Origin of the sequence: Pantoea sp. ICBG 985 (genome assembly GCF_002928365.1) — a bacterium.
GTDB classification, from domain to species: Bacteria; Pseudomonadota; Gammaproteobacteria; order Enterobacterales; family Enterobacteriaceae; genus Pantoea; species Pantoea dispersa.
The window spans coordinates 393,069-408,420 of record NZ_POWM01000002.1 but is presented as its reverse complement, the minus strand read 5'-3'; the positions used below and the strand labels follow the sequence as shown (position 1 = coordinate 408,420).

Sequence of the window (15,352 nt, the reverse complement as noted above, 5' to 3'; positions counted from 1 at the left end):
TCATCAATCAGAATTCGATGAGGTAAGGTTACGCCTGTGCGAAGAGGACTGATAGCCAATAGTTTTCGCGCGCTTCTTCAACTTTTTTGCATAACAAAGCAATTTTCCGTCTTTGTGTTTATCACGCGTATCGCGCATCGTGAGCGCATCTTTTCCCGTCTCGCTGACTGAACACATGAACATGGTCAAAGGAACCTCCGCCTACCTCAGTGCGCAACAGCGCGAAGTGGTGCATCAGCTGGCGCGCAGCTGGCTCTGGCGCAGCGAATTGCCGACCTGGCTGTTAATCATTACCGTTTATAGCGGCTGGTTCGCCAGCGTGCTGTACTGGCAAACGCTGGGCCTGCCCCTCGCCACGCTGCTGCTGATCCTGTTCACCACCCGGTATTTGTCGCTGCAGCATGAGTTGATTCATGGCCATCCGACGCGCCTGCCGCGCCTTAATCAGCTGTTTGGCACGCTGCCGCTGGCGGTGTGGTATCCGTATGGTCTGTACCGGGATTCGCACCTGGCGCATCACCGCAACCACACCCTGACCGATCCGCATGATGATCCGGAAACCTATTATCTGTCGCCGGCGCACTGGGCTCGGCTCAAACCCTGGCAGCAGCGCGTTATCCATCTGCGCAACACCTTTCCGGGACGTCTGCTGCTGGGACCGCTGCTGGATATCCTCGCCACGCTGCGCGCGCTGACGCAAAGCGTGGTGCAGCGCGACGTGCCGGCGATGATGATGTGGCTGGTGCACCTGCTACTGCTGGCCGGACTTTTTTACTGGCTCAGCCTGCACGGCTTTTCCCCGCTGTGGCTGGTGCTGGCGGTGAGCTATCCGGCGCTGATGCTGACCAAGGTGCGCTCATTTTACGAACATCGTGCCGATGAGGCGCCGCTGGCGCGCTCGGTGAATAACGAAGCGGCCTGGCCGTGGCGCCTGCTGTTCCTGAATCTCAACTATCATTCTGTACATCACGATCTGCCCGGTTTACCCTGGTACGGTCTGCGCAAAGTCTATTTGCTCTACCGCGACGGCTACTATCAGCGTAATCAGGGTTTTCGCGTTGCCGGTTACGGCGAATGGATGAAGCGCTTCTGGCGTCAGCCGATCGACGTTAACGCCCACCCGGGACACCACAAGGACGCACAGAATGCACATCATCTCTTTACCGATGTACGACATCGACCACCCGAGCACGCTGGCCATGACCTCAGTGCTGACGCGGCTGCTGGCGAAGCGCGGCGTGCAGGCTGAGGTGCAGTGGCACGACGACCTGCTGCCACACTGGCGTGATGACAATCTGCTGCTGAGTCAGACCTGCGGCTATCCGCTGGTCGCGCTATTGCCTGACGTGCAACTGGTGGGCACGTTTCAGTCCAATGCGCCTGGCTGCCATGATCTGCGCTATCGCAGCTGGCTGGTGGCACGGCAGGAAGATGAGAACCTGAGCCTCGCCGATTTCCGCGACCGTCGCGCAGTGTGCAACAGCAATGACTCACACTCCGGATACAATTCGCTGCGCTACGTGGTCGCGCCGCTGGCCCAGGACGGCAAATTCTTCGCCACTACCCGGTTCAGCGGCAGCCACCGCCAGTCGCTGGCCGCGCTGCGCGCCGGAGAGGCCGACCTCGCCGCCATTGATTGCATCACCTGGGCGCTGCTGCGCAAATACCGGCCGCAGGAGCTGCAGGGCTTAGCCATTATCGGTGAAACCCCGCTGTGTGCCGCGCTGCCGCTGATAACCTCGGCGAAAACCGACAGTCTGCTACTGGAAAAGCTGCGCAGCACGCTGTTTGAGCTGGCCAATGTGGAGGATTACAAGGATGTGATGAAGGCCAACCTGCTGGCGGGCTTTTCTGTGCCGCAGCGCGACTGGTTTGACGAGGTTAAACGCTGGGAAGATGACGCCGCCGCGCTGGGCGTGACGGCGCTGTAAATAAAGCACTAACCGGCGGCATCCCTGCCGCCAGCGGACTTACTGTGCGCGAGCCGCGATAATCGCCTCTGCGACGTTACGCGGTGCTTCGGCGTAGTGGGCAAACTCCATGCTATACGTGGCGCGGCCCTGAGACATTGAGCGTAGCGTGGTGGCGTAGCCAAACATCTCGGCCAGCGGCACTTCAGCACGGATAATGCGCGCGCCGAAACGCTCGTCCATGCCCTGCAGCGTGCCGCGCCGGGATGACAAATCGCCCATCACGCCGCCGGCATACTCTTCCGGCGTCTCCACTTCCACTTGCATCACCGGCTCAAGTATCACCGGATCGGCCTGCTTCGCTGCCGCTTTGAAGCCAAAGATCGCCGCCATGCGGAACGCCATCTCGGACGAGTCAACGTCGTGATAAGAGCCAAACGTCAGCGTGGCTTTGATGTCGACCACCGGATAACCGGCCAGCACGCCGCTGTTGAGCGCTTCGCGAATGCCCTTCTCCACTGAAGGAATAAATTCGCGCGGCACCACGCCGCCTTTGGTCGCGTCTTCAAAGGCGAAACCGCTTCCGGCCGCCTGCGGCTCCAGCGTCAGCACCACGTGACCATACTGGCCCTTACCGCCCGACTGACGCACGAATTTCCCTTCCACCTCGCGCACCGTTTTGCGGATGGTTTCGCGGTAGGTTACCTGCGGCCGGCCAATATTGGCTTCCACGCCGAACTCGCGTTTCAGACGGTCGACGATAATCTCCAGATGCAGTTCGCCCATGCCAGAGATGATGGTCTGACCGGACTCCTCATCGGTGTGCAGCCGGAACGACGGATCCTCTGCCGCCAGCCGCTGCAGCGCCAGCCCCATTTTTTCCTGATCGCCTTTGGTCTTTGGCTCAATCGACAGCGAAATCACCGGATCGGGAAATTCCATGCGCTCCAGCGTGATTACCGCATTAGGATCGCACAGCGTTTCGCCGGTGGTGACCTCTTTCAGCCCGACGCAGGCGGCAATATCGCCGGCGCGGATCTCATCAATTTCGATGCGATCGTTAGCCTGCATCTGCACGATGCGGCCAATGCGCTCTTTACGCCCTTTTACCGCGTTCCACACGCTGTCACCCTTGCGCAGCACGCCAGAATAGACGCGCACAAAGGTCAGCTGACCGACATAAGGATCGCTCATCAGCTTGAACGCCAGCGCCGAGAAAGGTTCCTCATCGTCAGCATGGCGTTCGTCGTGTTCGCCGCGCTCGTTGATGCCGGCGACCGGTGGCACGTCGAGCGGCGAAGGCATCAGTTCGATGACCGCATCGAGCATGCGCTGCACCCCTTTGTTTTTAAACGCGCTGCCGCACAGCATCGGCTGGATTTCGCCCGCCAGCGTGCGCTGCCGCAGCCCGGCAATCACCTCTTCTTCACTGAGATCGCCCTGCTCAAGATAGCGATCCATCAGCGCTTCGCTGGCTTCTGCCGCTGCTGCCACCATGTTTTCCCGCCACTCCGCCGCCTGCGCCTGCAGCGCGTCCGGAATCGGCGCATAGCTAAAGCTCATGCCCTGGCTGGCGTCGTCCCAGTAGATGGCACGCATTTTGTTGAGATCGATGACCCCGCTGAACTGCTCTTCAGCGCCGATGGGAATGACAATCGGCACCGGATGCGCCTGCAGGCGATCTTTCATCATCTGCACCACGCGGAAAAAGTCCGCGCCCTGGCGGTCCATCTTGTTGACGAACGCAATGCGCGGCACGTGGTATTTATTCGCCTGCCGCCACACGGTTTCTGACTGCGGCTGAACGCCACCGACCGCGTCGTACACCATCACGGCACCATCCAGCACGCGCATTGAGCGTTCCACTTCAATGGTGAAGTCAACGTGTCCGGGCGTATCAATGATGTTGATACGGTGCGGCGTGAAGCTGCCGTCCATGCCCGGCCAGTAGCAGCTGACCGCCGCCGAGGTGATGGTAATGCCGCGCTCCTGCTCCTGCGCCATCCAGTCGGTGGTTGCCGCGCCATCGTGCACTTCACCCAGCTTGTGGCTCATTCCGGTGTAAAACAGGATGCCCTCAGTGGTGGTGGTTTTACCGGCATCGATGTGCGCGGAGATGCCGATGTTGCGATAACGTTCGATGGGGAGGGGTCGGGGCATGATGCGTCCTTAGTCTGTTGACGAAAAAAACCGGCAGGCACCATTGCCCGCCGCTGTGCCCCAGCATAAACCCATTGTACGAATGAATACGAACAGTTTGAGCTTTTTTTGCTCATCGCTGAGATTGTCACGGTTTTCCGCATTTGCGGTGTGGCGCAGTGACGCGCAGCGTTTTAAGGTAAGGCTTTCATGCTTAACGGGAAAACAGTCCATGCGTATTCTGATTGTGGGAGCCGGTGCCACCGGCGGGTACTTTGGCGCGCGCCTGGCGCAGGCCGGCCGTGATGTGACCTTTCTGGTGCGCGAGCGCCGCCAGCAGCAGCTGCAACAGACCGGACTGGTGCTGCAAACGCCGGAGGGCAGCACGGTGCTGCAGCCGCAGCTGGCGCTGGCCTCGACGCTGACCGGTGATTACGATCTGATCATCCTGACGGTGAAAAGCTTTGCGCTGGAACAGGCGATGGAAGACATCGCCCCGGCGGTTGGGCCGCAGACGCTGATCATGCCGATCCTCAATGGTATGCGTCACATTGATACGCTGCGCGCACGTTTCGGTGACAAGGTGATTGGCGGGCTGTGTAAGATTCACGCCACGCTGGGCGAGCACGGCGAAGTGATGCAGCTGTCGCCGCTGCACGTGCTTTACTACGGCGCGCTGGACGGCAACAACGATGCCCATCTGGCGCGCGTGGATGCCGCGCTGCGTGACGCGCAGTTTGACAGCGTGTTCGCCGATAACATTATCAGTGAGCTGTGGGAGAAGTGGCTGCTGCTGAGCACGCTGGGCGCCGTGTGCTGTCTGGCGCGCGGCAATACGCAGCACATCCTGCGTTCAGCCGGTGGTGAAGCGCTGCTACAGGGCATTTTCGCTGAGGTGCTGGCGGTGATCACCGCCGATGGCTACCAACAGCGTCCGGCCGTGACGGCGAAGATTTATGAGACGCTGAACAATCCTGATGCGGCGATGACCTCATCCATGTACCGCGATTTAACCCAGGGCTACGATATCGAAGCCGATCAGATCATCGGCGATTTGCTGGTGCGCGGCGCGCGCCATGCGGTGGCGACGCCGCTGCTGAACGCGGTGTATGTGAACTTGCAGGTGTATTTGCAGACGCGGTGATCGGTCCGGTGCGTGGCGTGCCTGGTGCGCATGAATGCGCATCCTGTTATTTGTGCGACATGTCATTGCAGCACCAGCCAGTCGCACAAACCGTAGCGGCGCGATTTATCGCGCAATGTGCATTTCCGCACCGCGGCCGGTTGCGCAATAAATTGCGCCGCTACGGATAGTGCAAAATATTATTTTACTCAATCACATATGCTTTTGGTGACGGCTTAACCCAACCGCGACTGCACGCCGGGCAGCTGCATCAGGCGCTGCCAGGCTGCTTCGACCGCGTCGGGTACATCAACGTGACCGAAGAACCCCTTGCCGTTCGGGCCGTAGCCGCTGGCGTCGTCACGCAGGCGCTGCACCTCGCCCATCAGCAGCGACAGAAAACGCTCCACTGACCACAACCCCTGCGGCGGCGCGCCAACGATGCGCAGCATGCCCGCATCCATCATCACCTGCGGCACAAACACCGGCCAGCTGATGAATTCCGGCGCATGCTCGCGATCGCGCCACTGCCAGCGGAAGGTTTCCCAGCTGCGGCGCTGCATCAACGGATCCTGCACCAGCAGCACGCGCTGCGGCTGCCACTGCTGCTCATCCAGCAGGCGCTGGCTCAGGACGGCGTTTTCGCCACAGTTGCGTGAGGCGGTTTCCAGCAGCAGCTGATCGTCAGGCAGCTCAGCGAACACGCGCGCCATCTCGCCCAGCAGCTGCGCTTCGCCCTTGCCGGCGGTGTCGATCTGGCGGTAGAGCGGATGGCTGGCAATCATCGCGGCCAGCAGCGCGGTTGAGTGACCGATGCCGCCGCTGATCAGCAACGGCAGCTGATATTTCTTCGCCAGCGCAATCACCGCTTCGACGTTCGGCAGCACCGCATGTCCGGCAAGTATGGCTAAATCGACCTCCAGCGTACCGTCCTTTGGCAGCTGATCGAGCGCCAGCCAGGCGGCAATGGTGTTGATATCCTGAATTTGATGGTCATTGAGCTGCATCACTTTCTCCTTGCGTTATCACTGGCAGTGTAACGCCTTAATACCGCGACGGCAGGGAAAAATTTGCTACACTCGCCGCATTCTCATCAGGAGGGATTAATGACAGCGCGTTCCGTAACGCTTGACGATGTCGCCCGGCTGGCTGGCGTCTCCTATCAAACGGTTTCCCGGGTGCTGAACCATTCGGCGCAGGTGTCACCCCGCACCCGCGCACGGGTGGAAGCCGCGATGCAGCAGCTCAGCTACGTGCCAAACCGGGTCGCGCAGCAGCTGGCCGGCAAGGCCACGCGCACGCTCGGTCTGGCGACCAGCGATCTGGCGCTGATGGCGCCAGCGCAGATTGCTTCGGCGATTCAGCAGCGCGCGGCGGCGCAGGGCTATCATCTGGTGATCGCCATGGCCAATGCCACCAGCCACGCGCAGGACACGGTGCATGAATTGCTGGCGCAGCGCGTCGATGCTCTGCTGATCAACCTGCCGCTGGATGCCGCGCAGGCGGCGCAGATTCAGCAGCAATGCGGCAGCAAACCGACGCTGTTTCTGGATGTGGAGCGCAGCGCGGTCGTGGCGCAGTGTCAGTACCGGAGCACCAGCGGTGCGCAGCAGGCGGTGGATCATCTGGTGGCGCTCGGCCACCGGCAGATTGGCGTGCTGAACGGGCCTGCCAGCTCCGCGTCAGCCCGGGCGCGATTTAGCGCCTGGCAACAGGCGCTGGCGCGTCATCAGCTGGTGCCGCACTGCGTACTGAGCGGCGACTGGAGCGCAGCGTCCGGCTACCAGGCGCTGCTGACCCGGCTGCCCGACCAGCTGCCGCAGGCGCTGCTGGTGGCTAACGATCAAATGGCGCTGGGGGCTATGCGCGCGCTGCATCAGCATGGCGTACAAATTCCGGCGGAGATGTCGATCATCGGTTACGACGATACGGCGGAGAGCGCGTGGTATCAGCCACCGCTGACCACGGTGCGCCAGGATTTACAGCAGTTAGGCACAGTGAGCGTCGATCGTCTGCTGGCGCAGCTGGAGGGAGAGATACCGGACAGTCAGCCGCTGGAGACCGGGCTGGTCCTGCGCGCCACCACAGCGGCGCCGTTGCAGCAGCAGGTGGATGTGGCGGAGATTGCGCATCAGTTACAGCAGCTGGCGCGGGCATTAAAAAGGTCGCCGTAAAGGGCGACCCTGGAGCAAAACGCGGCTATCAAGCCCGTGAGGCTTACTGCCCTTTTGGTTCGCCCATCGCTTTGAGCTTTTTCGACAGCTCGCGACGCTCTTTCGACAGATCGGCGTTTTTGATGATGTACTCGTCTACGCGATCTTCATAATCCACGCGCATGCTGGCGATGATTTCCTGAATCGCTTCCACGCTCATACCAGGTTTGATGTACTCGCTCAGGTTGTCCAGCAGCAACACACGTTTCTGGTTATCACGGATTTTCTTTTCGTTGTCCGTAATTTCGCGCTGCAGTTTGTTTTTACGACGAAACATACGCACAAACTCCAGTACGTCCTGAAATGATTGCTTGGCATTTTCCATGTTGGCACCTTTCTTGTGGCCTGCCGCGGCAGGCAAAATAGTCATAAACCGGGAAGACATTTAGCTTAGCGGCTTATAAGCCGGGTTCGCAATTTTCACCGCTAAATTCGGACTGGCACTTATCTTAGCGCAAAGAAAGGGCAATTCGCACTAAGTCATTGCCTGAGAAAACTATTTGCGCAGCGCCAGACGCACCAGGTCTGTCATGCGCTCCAGCTGACGCGCCTGCTCCAGACTCAGCCAGACGTAACCGTAAATCGCGGTGGTCTCCAGCCGCGCGCTGCCGTTGGCGATCAGCGCTTCCAGCTCCTGGGTGATGGCTTCCAGCTCGTGGCTGTTGGCAATCACCTGTTCAGTCTCGCCTTTCACCATCAGCGCTGACAGCGCGTTCAGGGTGTTCTCGGTCATCTGCTGCGTGCGGCGCAGCGTCGGCGCGTTCAGCAAAATCAGATGGCTTTCGCGCGACGCCCACCAGGCTTCAATCTGCATCTGCATGGTGTTAACCATATTACGGTTAATGGTCTGAATGGCTTCAAACACCGATTTAGGGATGCGCGTCTCTTTGCTCGCCGGCTCCAGCAGCGCGCGCATTTTGATCACGCTGGTAAGCAGCTTCTGGAAGCGCGGATTGAGGCGCGGCTTCTCCACCAGATTGGCAGAAAAGCCAGCGTGATGAATCTTCGCCATGTTGATAAAGGCGTCCGACAGCTGAATGCGCCAGTGAGTGTAGGCGCGCTGCGCCCAGATGGCGCTGAACAGCAAGGCCATCAGCGAGCCGAGAATCACATCGCCGCCGCGCCACAGCGCCACGGTGAAATCGCCGGCCGGCGCGCCGACCACCACGCCAAGCGTGATGCCGATCAGCAGTGCCATATACGGGTGTTTGCCAAGCGTCAGATAGCCGCAGACGATCATCACGATAAAGCACCACACCAGCATCAGCGGCAGTGACAGCAGCTCCAGCTTCAGCGCGATCAGCCCTGATATCAGCCCGGCAAAGGTACCGCTGATACGCTGCACCACGCGCGGCAAAACATTGCCCCAGGTGGAGATCGGTCCCATCACCACCACCAGCGTGATCAGCGGCCAGGTGCCTTCCGGAATATCGGTGAGACGGACAAACAGAAAACACAGCACAAAGGCGATAGCGATGCGTACGCCGTGCACGGCGCGGTAGTGGCGGTAAAACCAGAACTCAATCGGAGAGATGGGCTTGTCAGCGCGTAACATGGTGGTCCGGGTGCGATAAAAATTTGCGCGCTATGTTACCCTGGCGCAGCACGAACATTGAGGGGCTGGCGCAACTTTTTGCGCAATAATACAACTGCGCTACATCTTGTTTTCTCAGTGCACACAAGGATGTAACGCAGCGGTTGCTTATTGCCCGACGGCTTACAGTTTCTGTTTCACGTAATCGCTGATGCGCGTGATGATGCCTGCTTCATCGACCGACTGCAGCGCGTACAGCGGATAGCTGGCCAGCTGCTTGTCTTTATCCAGCACCTGAATTTCGCCCACCTGCTCGCCGGCTTTGAGTGGCGCTTCGAGGTCTTTACGATTGATCACATACTTCGCCATCACGTTCGACACTTCGCTGCGCGGCAGTGACAGATAGATATCGTCGGTGGTACCGACGTCCACTTTGTGCGGGTTGCCGTACCAGACGTTTTCGCTGCCGATCTTTTTCCCGGCGTGGAACAGCTGCACGGTGTCGAAATTGTTCTGTCCCCACACCAGCAGTTTACGCGCCTGCTCTTCACGTCCCTTTGAACTTTTCCCGCCCATGATCACCGCAATCAGACGATGGCGACCGACGATGTTCGAGGCGACGATGTTGAACCCGGCGCTCTCGGTGTGGCCGGTTTTCATGCCGTCGACGTGCAGATTCTGATCCCACAGCAGGCCGTTACGGTTGTTCTGGGTAATACCGTTGAAGCTGAGGGTTTTCTCGCTGTACATGGCGTAGAAATCCTGCTCACCGTTAATGATGGCGCGCGACAGCACCGCCAGATCGCGCGCGGTGGTGTGCTGCCCCGGCGCATCAAGACCGTGCACGGTTTCGAAGTGGGTGTGCGTCAGGCCGAGCTTTTGCACGTAGCTGTTCATCATGTTGACGAAGCTCTCCTGACTGCCGGCCACATAGTCGGCCAGCGCCACGCAGGCGTCGTTGCCGGAATCGATGATCACGCCGCGCATCAGGTCGCGCACGGTGACTTTATCGCCCGGCTTAAGAAACATCAGCGACGAGCCTTTAAACACCGGATTGCCGGCGGCCCACGCGTCTTTGCCTACCGTGACCACATCGTCTCGGGTGATTTTCTTCTGATCGACCGCGCGGTCGACGACATAACCAGTCATCAGTTTGGTCAGGCTGGCCGGGTTGCGCTCCGCATCCGGGTTGCCCGCGGTGAGGATCTGCCCGGTGGTGGCGTCCATCAGCACCCAGGACGCGGCATCAATGGCCGGCGGCGTCAGGGGAAACGGCATGCTGTCATCCGCGTGCGCCAGCGATGCCCAAACAATCATTCCAGATACAGTTACCAACAGACGCCTTTTCAACACTTCTTCCTCAACATCAAATAAATGAATTTACCGCCGCACGTTTTACGGCAAATAGCGCTTTGATATCTGAATAAATTGAAAAAAAGTATGAACCGCGGACAAATGCTGCGCGCCCGCTCGCAGCGATGGCGATCGAGGTTGTGCTGTACCGGGCTGACGACTATTCTGTGCGTTGATTTTCCATAGCCAGGATAACGCCGTGCCCGCCTCTGAGTTCACTTTTCTGTTCCACGATTATGAAACCTTCGGCAAAAGCCCGTCGCTGGATCGTCCGGCGCAATTTGCAGGCCTGCGCACCGACAAAGCCTTTAACGCCGTAGGCGAACCGCAGGTGTTTTACTGCCAGCTCGCGGACGATTACCTGCCGCAGCCGGAAGCGGTAATGATCACCGGTATCACGCCGCAGGTGGCCAACGCGCGCGGCGTGCCGGAAGTGGAGTTTGCTCAGCGCATTCACGCGCTGTTCAGCGAACCGCAGACCTGTGTGATCGGTTACAACAACGTGCGCTTCGATGACGAAGTGACGCGCAATATCTTCTACCGCAACTTTATCGACCCGTATGGCTGGAGCTGGCAGAACGGCAATTCGCGCTGGGATCTGCTCGACGTGATGCGCGCCTGTTATGCGCTGCGCCCGGAAGGCATCGTCTGGCCGGAGAACGACGACGGTTTCCCGAGCTTTAAGCTGGAGCATCTCACCCAGGCTAACGGCGTGGCACACGAACAGGCGCACGATGCGATGTCCGATGTGTACGCCACGCTGGCGATGGCAAAGCTGGTGCAGGAGAAGCAGCCGAAGCTGTTTGAGTTTCTGTTTACCCATCGCAACAAGCAGAAACTGATGACGCTGATTGATATTCCGCAGATGAAGCCGCTGGTGCACGTTTCCGGCATGTTCGGCGCGGCGCGCGGCAATACCAGCTGGATTGTGCCGCTGGCGTGGCATCCGGATAACAAAAACGCGCTGATCGTGGCCGATCTGGCCGGCGACATGATGCCGCTGCTGACGCTGTCGCCAGATGAGTTGCGCGAGCGGCTGTATACGCGACACAGCGATCTGGGCGATTTGCCGGCGGTGCCGATCAAGCTGGTGCACATCAATAAGTGCCCGGTGCTGGCCCCGGCCAATACATTGCGCCCGGAAGATGCCGAACGACTGGGTATCGATCGTCAGCACTGTCTGGCGAATCTGGCACTGCTGCGCCAGCATGCCGAAGTGCGGGAAAATGTGGTGACGCTGTTTGCCGAAGCGGATCCGTTCACGCCGTCGGAGGATGTCGATGCGCAGCTGTATGACGGCTTCTTCAGCGACGCCGATCGCGCCGGCATGAACATCCTGCGTCAGACGCCGCCGCAGAACCTGCCGGCGCTCGATTTGACCTTTGAGGATAAACGTATCGCGAAGCTGCTGTTCCGCTATCGCGCCCGCAACTTCCCCGGCACGCTGGATGATAAAGAGCAGCAGTGCTGGCTGCAGCACCGCCGCGAGCAGCTTAATGCTGAGCGGGTACAGGCGTTTTTGCTGGAGCTGGAGTCGCTGGCCAGTTTGCATGAGGGCGATGCAGAGAAGATGGCGCAGCTGAAAGCGCTGTATTTGTATGCGCAGGAGCTGGTGTCGTAGCAGGGTTTCGTGCGGGCTGATGCCCTCACCCCGGCCCTCTCCCACGGGGAGAGGGAGAAGTATAGTGCGTTTTGGTGCCCTCACCCCGGTGCTCTCCTGCGCGGAAAGGTATGGTGCGTTCTGGTGCAGCTACAGAGCTAATACCTGACACAGGCTCGGGCGGTTCCCTCTCCCGCGGGCGGGAGAGGGTTAGGGTGAGGGAAAAGCCTTACACCTCTTCGCTAAACTGCGGTACCGGATTGCGGAACGTGCGGGTCACAAACGCCAGGTAAATAATACCAATCGCCGCCCACACCAGACCGAGCACCATCGAGGTCTCTTCCAGGTTGATCCACAGCGCACCCACCGTCAGCGCCCCCATAATAGGCAGCACCAGATAGTTGAGGTGATCTTTCAGCGTTTTATTACGCTTCTCACGAATCCAGAACTGGGCAATCACCGACAGGTTCACAAAGGTGAACGCCACCAGCGCACCGAAGTTAATCAGCGCCGTTGCGGTGACCAGGTCAAAGTTGATCGCCAGCAGCGCTACCGCACCAACCAGCAGCACGTTCAGCGACGGCGTGCGGAATTTTGGATGCACGAAGCCAAAGAAACGCTGCGGGAACACGCCGTCACGGCCCATCACGTACATCAGACGCGAAACGCCGGCGTGTGCCGCCATGCCGCTGGCCAGCACCGTCACCACCGAGAAAATCAGAATGCCGATCTGCAGCGCTTTACCCGCCACGAACAGCATGATTTCCGGCTGTGAAGAGTCCGGATTCTGGAAACGCGAGATATCCGGGAAGTACAGCTGCAGGAAGTACGAGACACCAATAAAGATCACCCCACCAATCAGCGCGGTCAGGAAAATCGCGCGTGGAATGGTGCGCTCGGCATCTTTGGTCTCTTCCGACAGCGAGCTGATACCGTCAAAGCCAAGGAACGAGAAGCACAGAATGGTCGCACCGGTAATCATCGGCACCACCTGCGCATTTTCAGACCAGAACGGCTTCGTACTGGTCAGCGTACCGGCGCCAATACCGTGTGCCACACCATACACCACCATACCGGTGATCACTGCCATCACCACTACCTGCAGCACCACAATGACGCTGTTGAAGTTGGCCACGGTTTTGATCCCACGCAGGTTGGAGATGGTCATAAACGCCACCAGCAGCACCACGAAAATCCACGACGGAATGCCCGGCACCAGCGACTCAAAGTAGCTTTTCGCCAGCAGGATGTTGATCATCGGCATGAACAGATAGTCCAGCAGTGATGACCAGCCCACCATAAAGCCGACGTGCGGACTGATAGCCTTCTGAGCATAGGTGTAAGCGGAGCCCGCAGATGGGAAGCGGCGTACCAGCTTGCCGTAGCTCACGGCAGTAAACAGTATCGCGATCAGCGCGAAAGCATAAGCGGTGGCGACGTGACCGTCGGTGAGGCCTGACACGATGCCGAAGGTATCAAACAGGGTCATTGGCTGCATATACGCCAGGCCCATCATGACGACCGGGATCAGAGTCAGAGATTTTTTCAGATGTGCACGCTGGGGTGCGGCAGAGGTATTAAGCGACATTGTTCAGGCCCCCTACAGCAACAACTGAGTTCAGTTGTACCACAGGGATACTGCGCAATGTGCTGCAGTGAGAAGTGATATTAGTGTTTGCGATTGTCGCCGCGCCATAATCATCACGGAAGCGAGAACCAGCCTGCGCTGGTGCAATTGTAAACAGTCCCATCTTTGTTCCTCAAATCTCACGCACAAGCGTGTTTCAGTGTCTATCTATCCGGATGCGTGTCCGGCCTCGTTCATGTAGTGAAAGCACCATGCAAAAAAATAACCGACGTAATAAGCGTCGGTTATGTTTTGTCTTTTGCAGGGCGCGTATTTTGCCCCAACTCAGGCCATCGACACAAGATGTTGGATCAATTCTTCTGTCGGTCAGGCGTTCTTTAACATCCAGTCAATTTCCGTGGCGGTGATCAGCCGTTCAAACTCGCGCAGTTCATACTGTTTGCAGCTGTGCCACACGCCGCTGAAACGCTCGCCGAGCAGCTTTTGCAGCGGATAGCTGTTTTCAAACTCGTACAGCGCATCGCTCTGGCGAATCGGCAGTTCCAGCCCTTCCGCCTCGTGGCCATTGCCCTTCACCGGATGCGGTAAGGGTAGCTGATTATCCAGACCGTGCAAGATACCGGCAATAATTGCTGACACCACCAGATACGGATTGGCATCGGCACCCGCCACACGGTACTCGACGCGATGGTTTTCTACATCGCCGCAGGGAATGCGCAGCGCCACCGTGCGGTTATTGTGTCCCCATGACGCCTGCAGCGGCACAAACGCCTCCGGCAGGAAGCGGCGAAACGCGTTGACGTTAGGCGCCAGCAGCGCCATTGATGCCGGCATCAGATCGATCATGCCAGCCAGCGCCCGCTTCAGCAGCGGCGAATCGCTGCCATCATCCAGCGCAAAGGCGTTGTGGTCGGCGGCATCCAGCATACTGATGTGTACGTGCATGCCGCTGCCCGCATACTCCTCATACGGCTTGGCCATAAACGTGGCGGTCATGCCGTGGTTTTCTGCCACCTGACGCACCAGCCGCTTCAGCAGAATGGCGTCGTCGCAGGCTTTAAGGATATCGCGCGTATGGTGCAGGTTGATTTCGAACTGACCCGGCGAGGCTTCCGCCAGCGCGCCGTCGGCGGGGATATTCTGCAGTTTCGCCAGCGCGTCGATATCGCGCAGTACGTCGGCGAAATGGTCGAGATTATCCAGCGAATACACCTGACTCTGCATGTTGCGCTCTTCGCTACCCGGCGCACACGGCGGCTGAATATAGCCTTCGGCATCGCGCTTTTTGTCCACCAGATAGAACTCCAGCTCTACCGCTACCACCGGAAACAGGCCGCGATTGCGCAGCTGTTGCCACAGCCGGTTCAGCACGTTTCGGGGTTCAACGTCAAAGGGAGTGCCATCTTGGTCGCACATGGTCAGCAGCAGCTGGGCGATGCGTTGCGGGTCAGAGGCGGAAGGAATTAAGGTCCCGGGGACCGGTATGCAGAGGTTATCAGGTTCGCCGAGCGCCTGTCCGAGGCCGGCTTCCTCGACGGTGTTGCCGAGAATGTCCATGGCGAAAACCGAGGCCGGAAAGTAACACCCTTTTTCCAGCTTAGCTAACGCGGAGACGGGAATGCGTTTACCGCGAAATACCCCGTTGAGATCGTTTAACAGAATATCGACATACTGCGTTTCCGGATGGCGTTCCAGCCAGGTTTTCACCTCCAGCTGGAACGCGCTGGTTCGTTTTTCTTCACTGTGTCGCGTGAAGTCTTCTACTTCCACGAGGTTCGTCATCTTCCCACCCGCCCTATACCGTTTAAGATGGTTTGCACATGCTCAAAATAACAGCCACACCTCTAACATAGCTCTAACGCAAATGGTGTGCAAATGTAACAATTCTGTTT

The 15,352-nt window shown here is 58.9% G+C and carries 12 protein-coding genes; 5 read left to right on the top strand and 7 right to left on the bottom strand.

Annotation, left to right across the window (positions count from 1 at the left end):
• The first annotated feature begins 181 nt into the window (after positions 1-181).
• Together C1Y42_RS07875 and C1Y42_RS07870 are read left to right on the top strand one after the other, a co-directional pair.
• Positions 182-1,249 (top strand): fatty acid desaturase, encoded by a 1,068-nt coding sequence (locus tag C1Y42_RS07875; protein ID WP_104093257.1) that lies wholly within the window; start codon positions 182-184, stop codon positions 1,247-1,249.
• Positions 1,146-1,931, top strand: a complete 786-nt coding sequence (locus C1Y42_RS07870) for a phosphate/phosphite/phosphonate ABC transporter substrate-binding protein (RefSeq protein ID WP_040679873.1) — start codon at positions 1,146-1,148, stop codon at positions 1,929-1,931. The genes C1Y42_RS07875 and C1Y42_RS07870 overlap by 104 nt, the downstream gene beginning before the upstream one ends.
• Positions 1,932-1,970: 39 nt before the next feature.
• On the opposite strand, the gene fusA is transcribed toward C1Y42_RS07870, so the two are convergent.
• Entirely contained in the window at positions 1,971-4,070 is a 2,100-nt protein-coding gene (gene fusA, locus C1Y42_RS07865; RefSeq protein ID WP_104093145.1) for an elongation factor G, read from the bottom strand.
• A 211-nt stretch (positions 4,071-4,281) separates the two neighbouring features.
• On the opposite strand from fusA, the gene C1Y42_RS07860 reads away from it, so the two are divergent.
• Positions 4,282-5,193 (top strand): ketopantoate reductase family protein, encoded by a 912-nt coding sequence (locus tag C1Y42_RS07860; protein WP_104093144.1) that lies wholly within the window; start codon positions 4,282-4,284, stop codon positions 5,191-5,193.
• 215 nt (positions 5,194-5,408) lie between these two features.
• On the opposite strand, the gene C1Y42_RS07855 is transcribed toward C1Y42_RS07860, so the two are convergent.
• Entirely contained in the window at positions 5,409-6,179 is a 771-nt protein-coding gene (locus C1Y42_RS07855; RefSeq protein WP_104093143.1) for a YdcF family protein, read from the bottom strand.
• A gap of 99 nt (positions 6,180-6,278) precedes the next feature.
• On the opposite strand from C1Y42_RS07855, the gene C1Y42_RS07850 reads away from it, so the two are divergent.
• Positions 6,279-7,346: a LacI family DNA-binding transcriptional regulator gene (locus C1Y42_RS07850; RefSeq protein WP_104093142.1), complete on the top strand. Its 1,068-nt coding sequence runs from the start codon at positions 6,279-6,281 to the stop codon at positions 7,344-7,346.
• A gap of 43 nt (positions 7,347-7,389) precedes the next feature.
• On the opposite strand, the gene tmaR is transcribed toward C1Y42_RS07850, so the two are convergent.
• The 3 genes from tmaR to dacD all read right to left on the bottom strand — a co-directional run bounded on the left by tmaR (position 7,390) and on the right by dacD (position 10,269).
• Entirely contained in the window at positions 7,390-7,710 is a 321-nt protein-coding gene (gene tmaR, locus C1Y42_RS07845; RefSeq protein WP_021509369.1) for a PTS system regulator TmaR, read from the bottom strand.
• A gap of 171 nt (positions 7,711-7,881) precedes the next feature.
• On the bottom strand, positions 7,882-8,940 hold the full coding sequence (locus tag C1Y42_RS07840; RefSeq protein WP_058757324.1) for an FUSC family protein: 1,059 nt from the start codon (positions 8,938-8,940) through the stop codon (positions 7,882-7,884).
• A 162-nt stretch (positions 8,941-9,102) separates the two neighbouring features.
• Positions 9,103-10,269 (bottom strand): serine-type D-Ala-D-Ala carboxypeptidase DacD, encoded by a 1,167-nt coding sequence (dacD, locus tag C1Y42_RS07835; protein ID WP_182689020.1) that lies wholly within the window; start codon positions 10,267-10,269, stop codon positions 9,103-9,105.
• A 202-nt stretch (positions 10,270-10,471) separates the two neighbouring features.
• On the opposite strand from dacD, the gene sbcB reads away from it, so the two are divergent.
• A complete protein-coding gene (gene sbcB, locus C1Y42_RS07830) occupies positions 10,472-11,893 on the top strand; it encodes an exodeoxyribonuclease I (protein ID WP_104093141.1) in 1,422 nt (473 codons plus the stop codon).
• Between the two features lie 208 nt (positions 11,894-12,101).
• Here the strand turns inward: sbcB and C1Y42_RS07825 are convergent, their stop codons facing one another.
• The gene (locus C1Y42_RS07825) at positions 12,102-13,460 is read right to left on the bottom strand and encodes an APC family permease (RefSeq protein WP_021509365.1); all 1,359 of its coding nucleotides are present in this window, start codon (positions 13,458-13,460) and stop codon (positions 12,102-12,104) included.
• 366 nt (positions 13,461-13,826) lie between these two features.
• Positions 13,827-15,242 (bottom strand): glutamine synthetase family protein, encoded by a 1,416-nt coding sequence (locus C1Y42_RS07820; RefSeq protein ID WP_021509364.1) that lies wholly within the window; start codon positions 15,240-15,242, stop codon positions 13,827-13,829.
• Positions 15,243-15,352 lie beyond the last annotated feature (110 nt).

What these genes read in the sequence shown, in the direction of transcription:
- C1Y42_RS07840 (WP_058757324.1), bottom strand. Translation starts at nt 8,940, where the DNA reads ATGTTACGCGCTGACAAGCCCATCTCTCCGATTGAGTTCTGGTTTTAC.
- C1Y42_RS07825 (WP_021509365.1), bottom strand. Translation starts at nt 13,460, where the DNA reads ATGTCGCTTAATACCTCTGCCGCACCCCAGCGTGCACATCTGAAAAAA.
- C1Y42_RS07875 (WP_104093257.1), top strand. Translation starts at nt 182, where the DNA reads ATGGTCAAAGGAACCTCCGCCTACCTCAGTGCGCAACAGCGCGAAGTG.
- tmaR (WP_021509369.1), bottom strand. Translation starts at nt 7,710, where the DNA reads ATGGAAAATGCCAAGCAATCATTTCAGGACGTACTGGAGTTTGTGCGT.
- C1Y42_RS07855 (WP_104093143.1), bottom strand. Translation starts at nt 6,179, where the DNA reads ATGCAGCTCAATGACCATCAAATTCAGGATATCAACACCATTGCCGCC.
- C1Y42_RS07870 (WP_040679873.1), top strand. Translation starts at nt 1,146, where the DNA reads ATGCACATCATCTCTTTACCGATGTACGACATCGACCACCCGAGCACG.
- C1Y42_RS07860 (WP_104093144.1), top strand. Translation starts at nt 4,282, where the DNA reads ATGCGTATTCTGATTGTGGGAGCCGGTGCCACCGGCGGGTACTTTGGC.
- C1Y42_RS07820 (WP_021509364.1), bottom strand. Translation starts at nt 15,242, where the DNA reads ATGACGAACCTCGTGGAAGTAGAAGACTTCACGCGACACAGTGAAGAA.
- C1Y42_RS07850 (WP_104093142.1), top strand. Translation starts at nt 6,279, where the DNA reads ATGACAGCGCGTTCCGTAACGCTTGACGATGTCGCCCGGCTGGCTGGC.
- fusA (WP_104093145.1), bottom strand. Translation starts at nt 4,070, where the DNA reads ATGCCCCGACCCCTCCCCATCGAACGTTATCGCAACATCGGCATCTCC.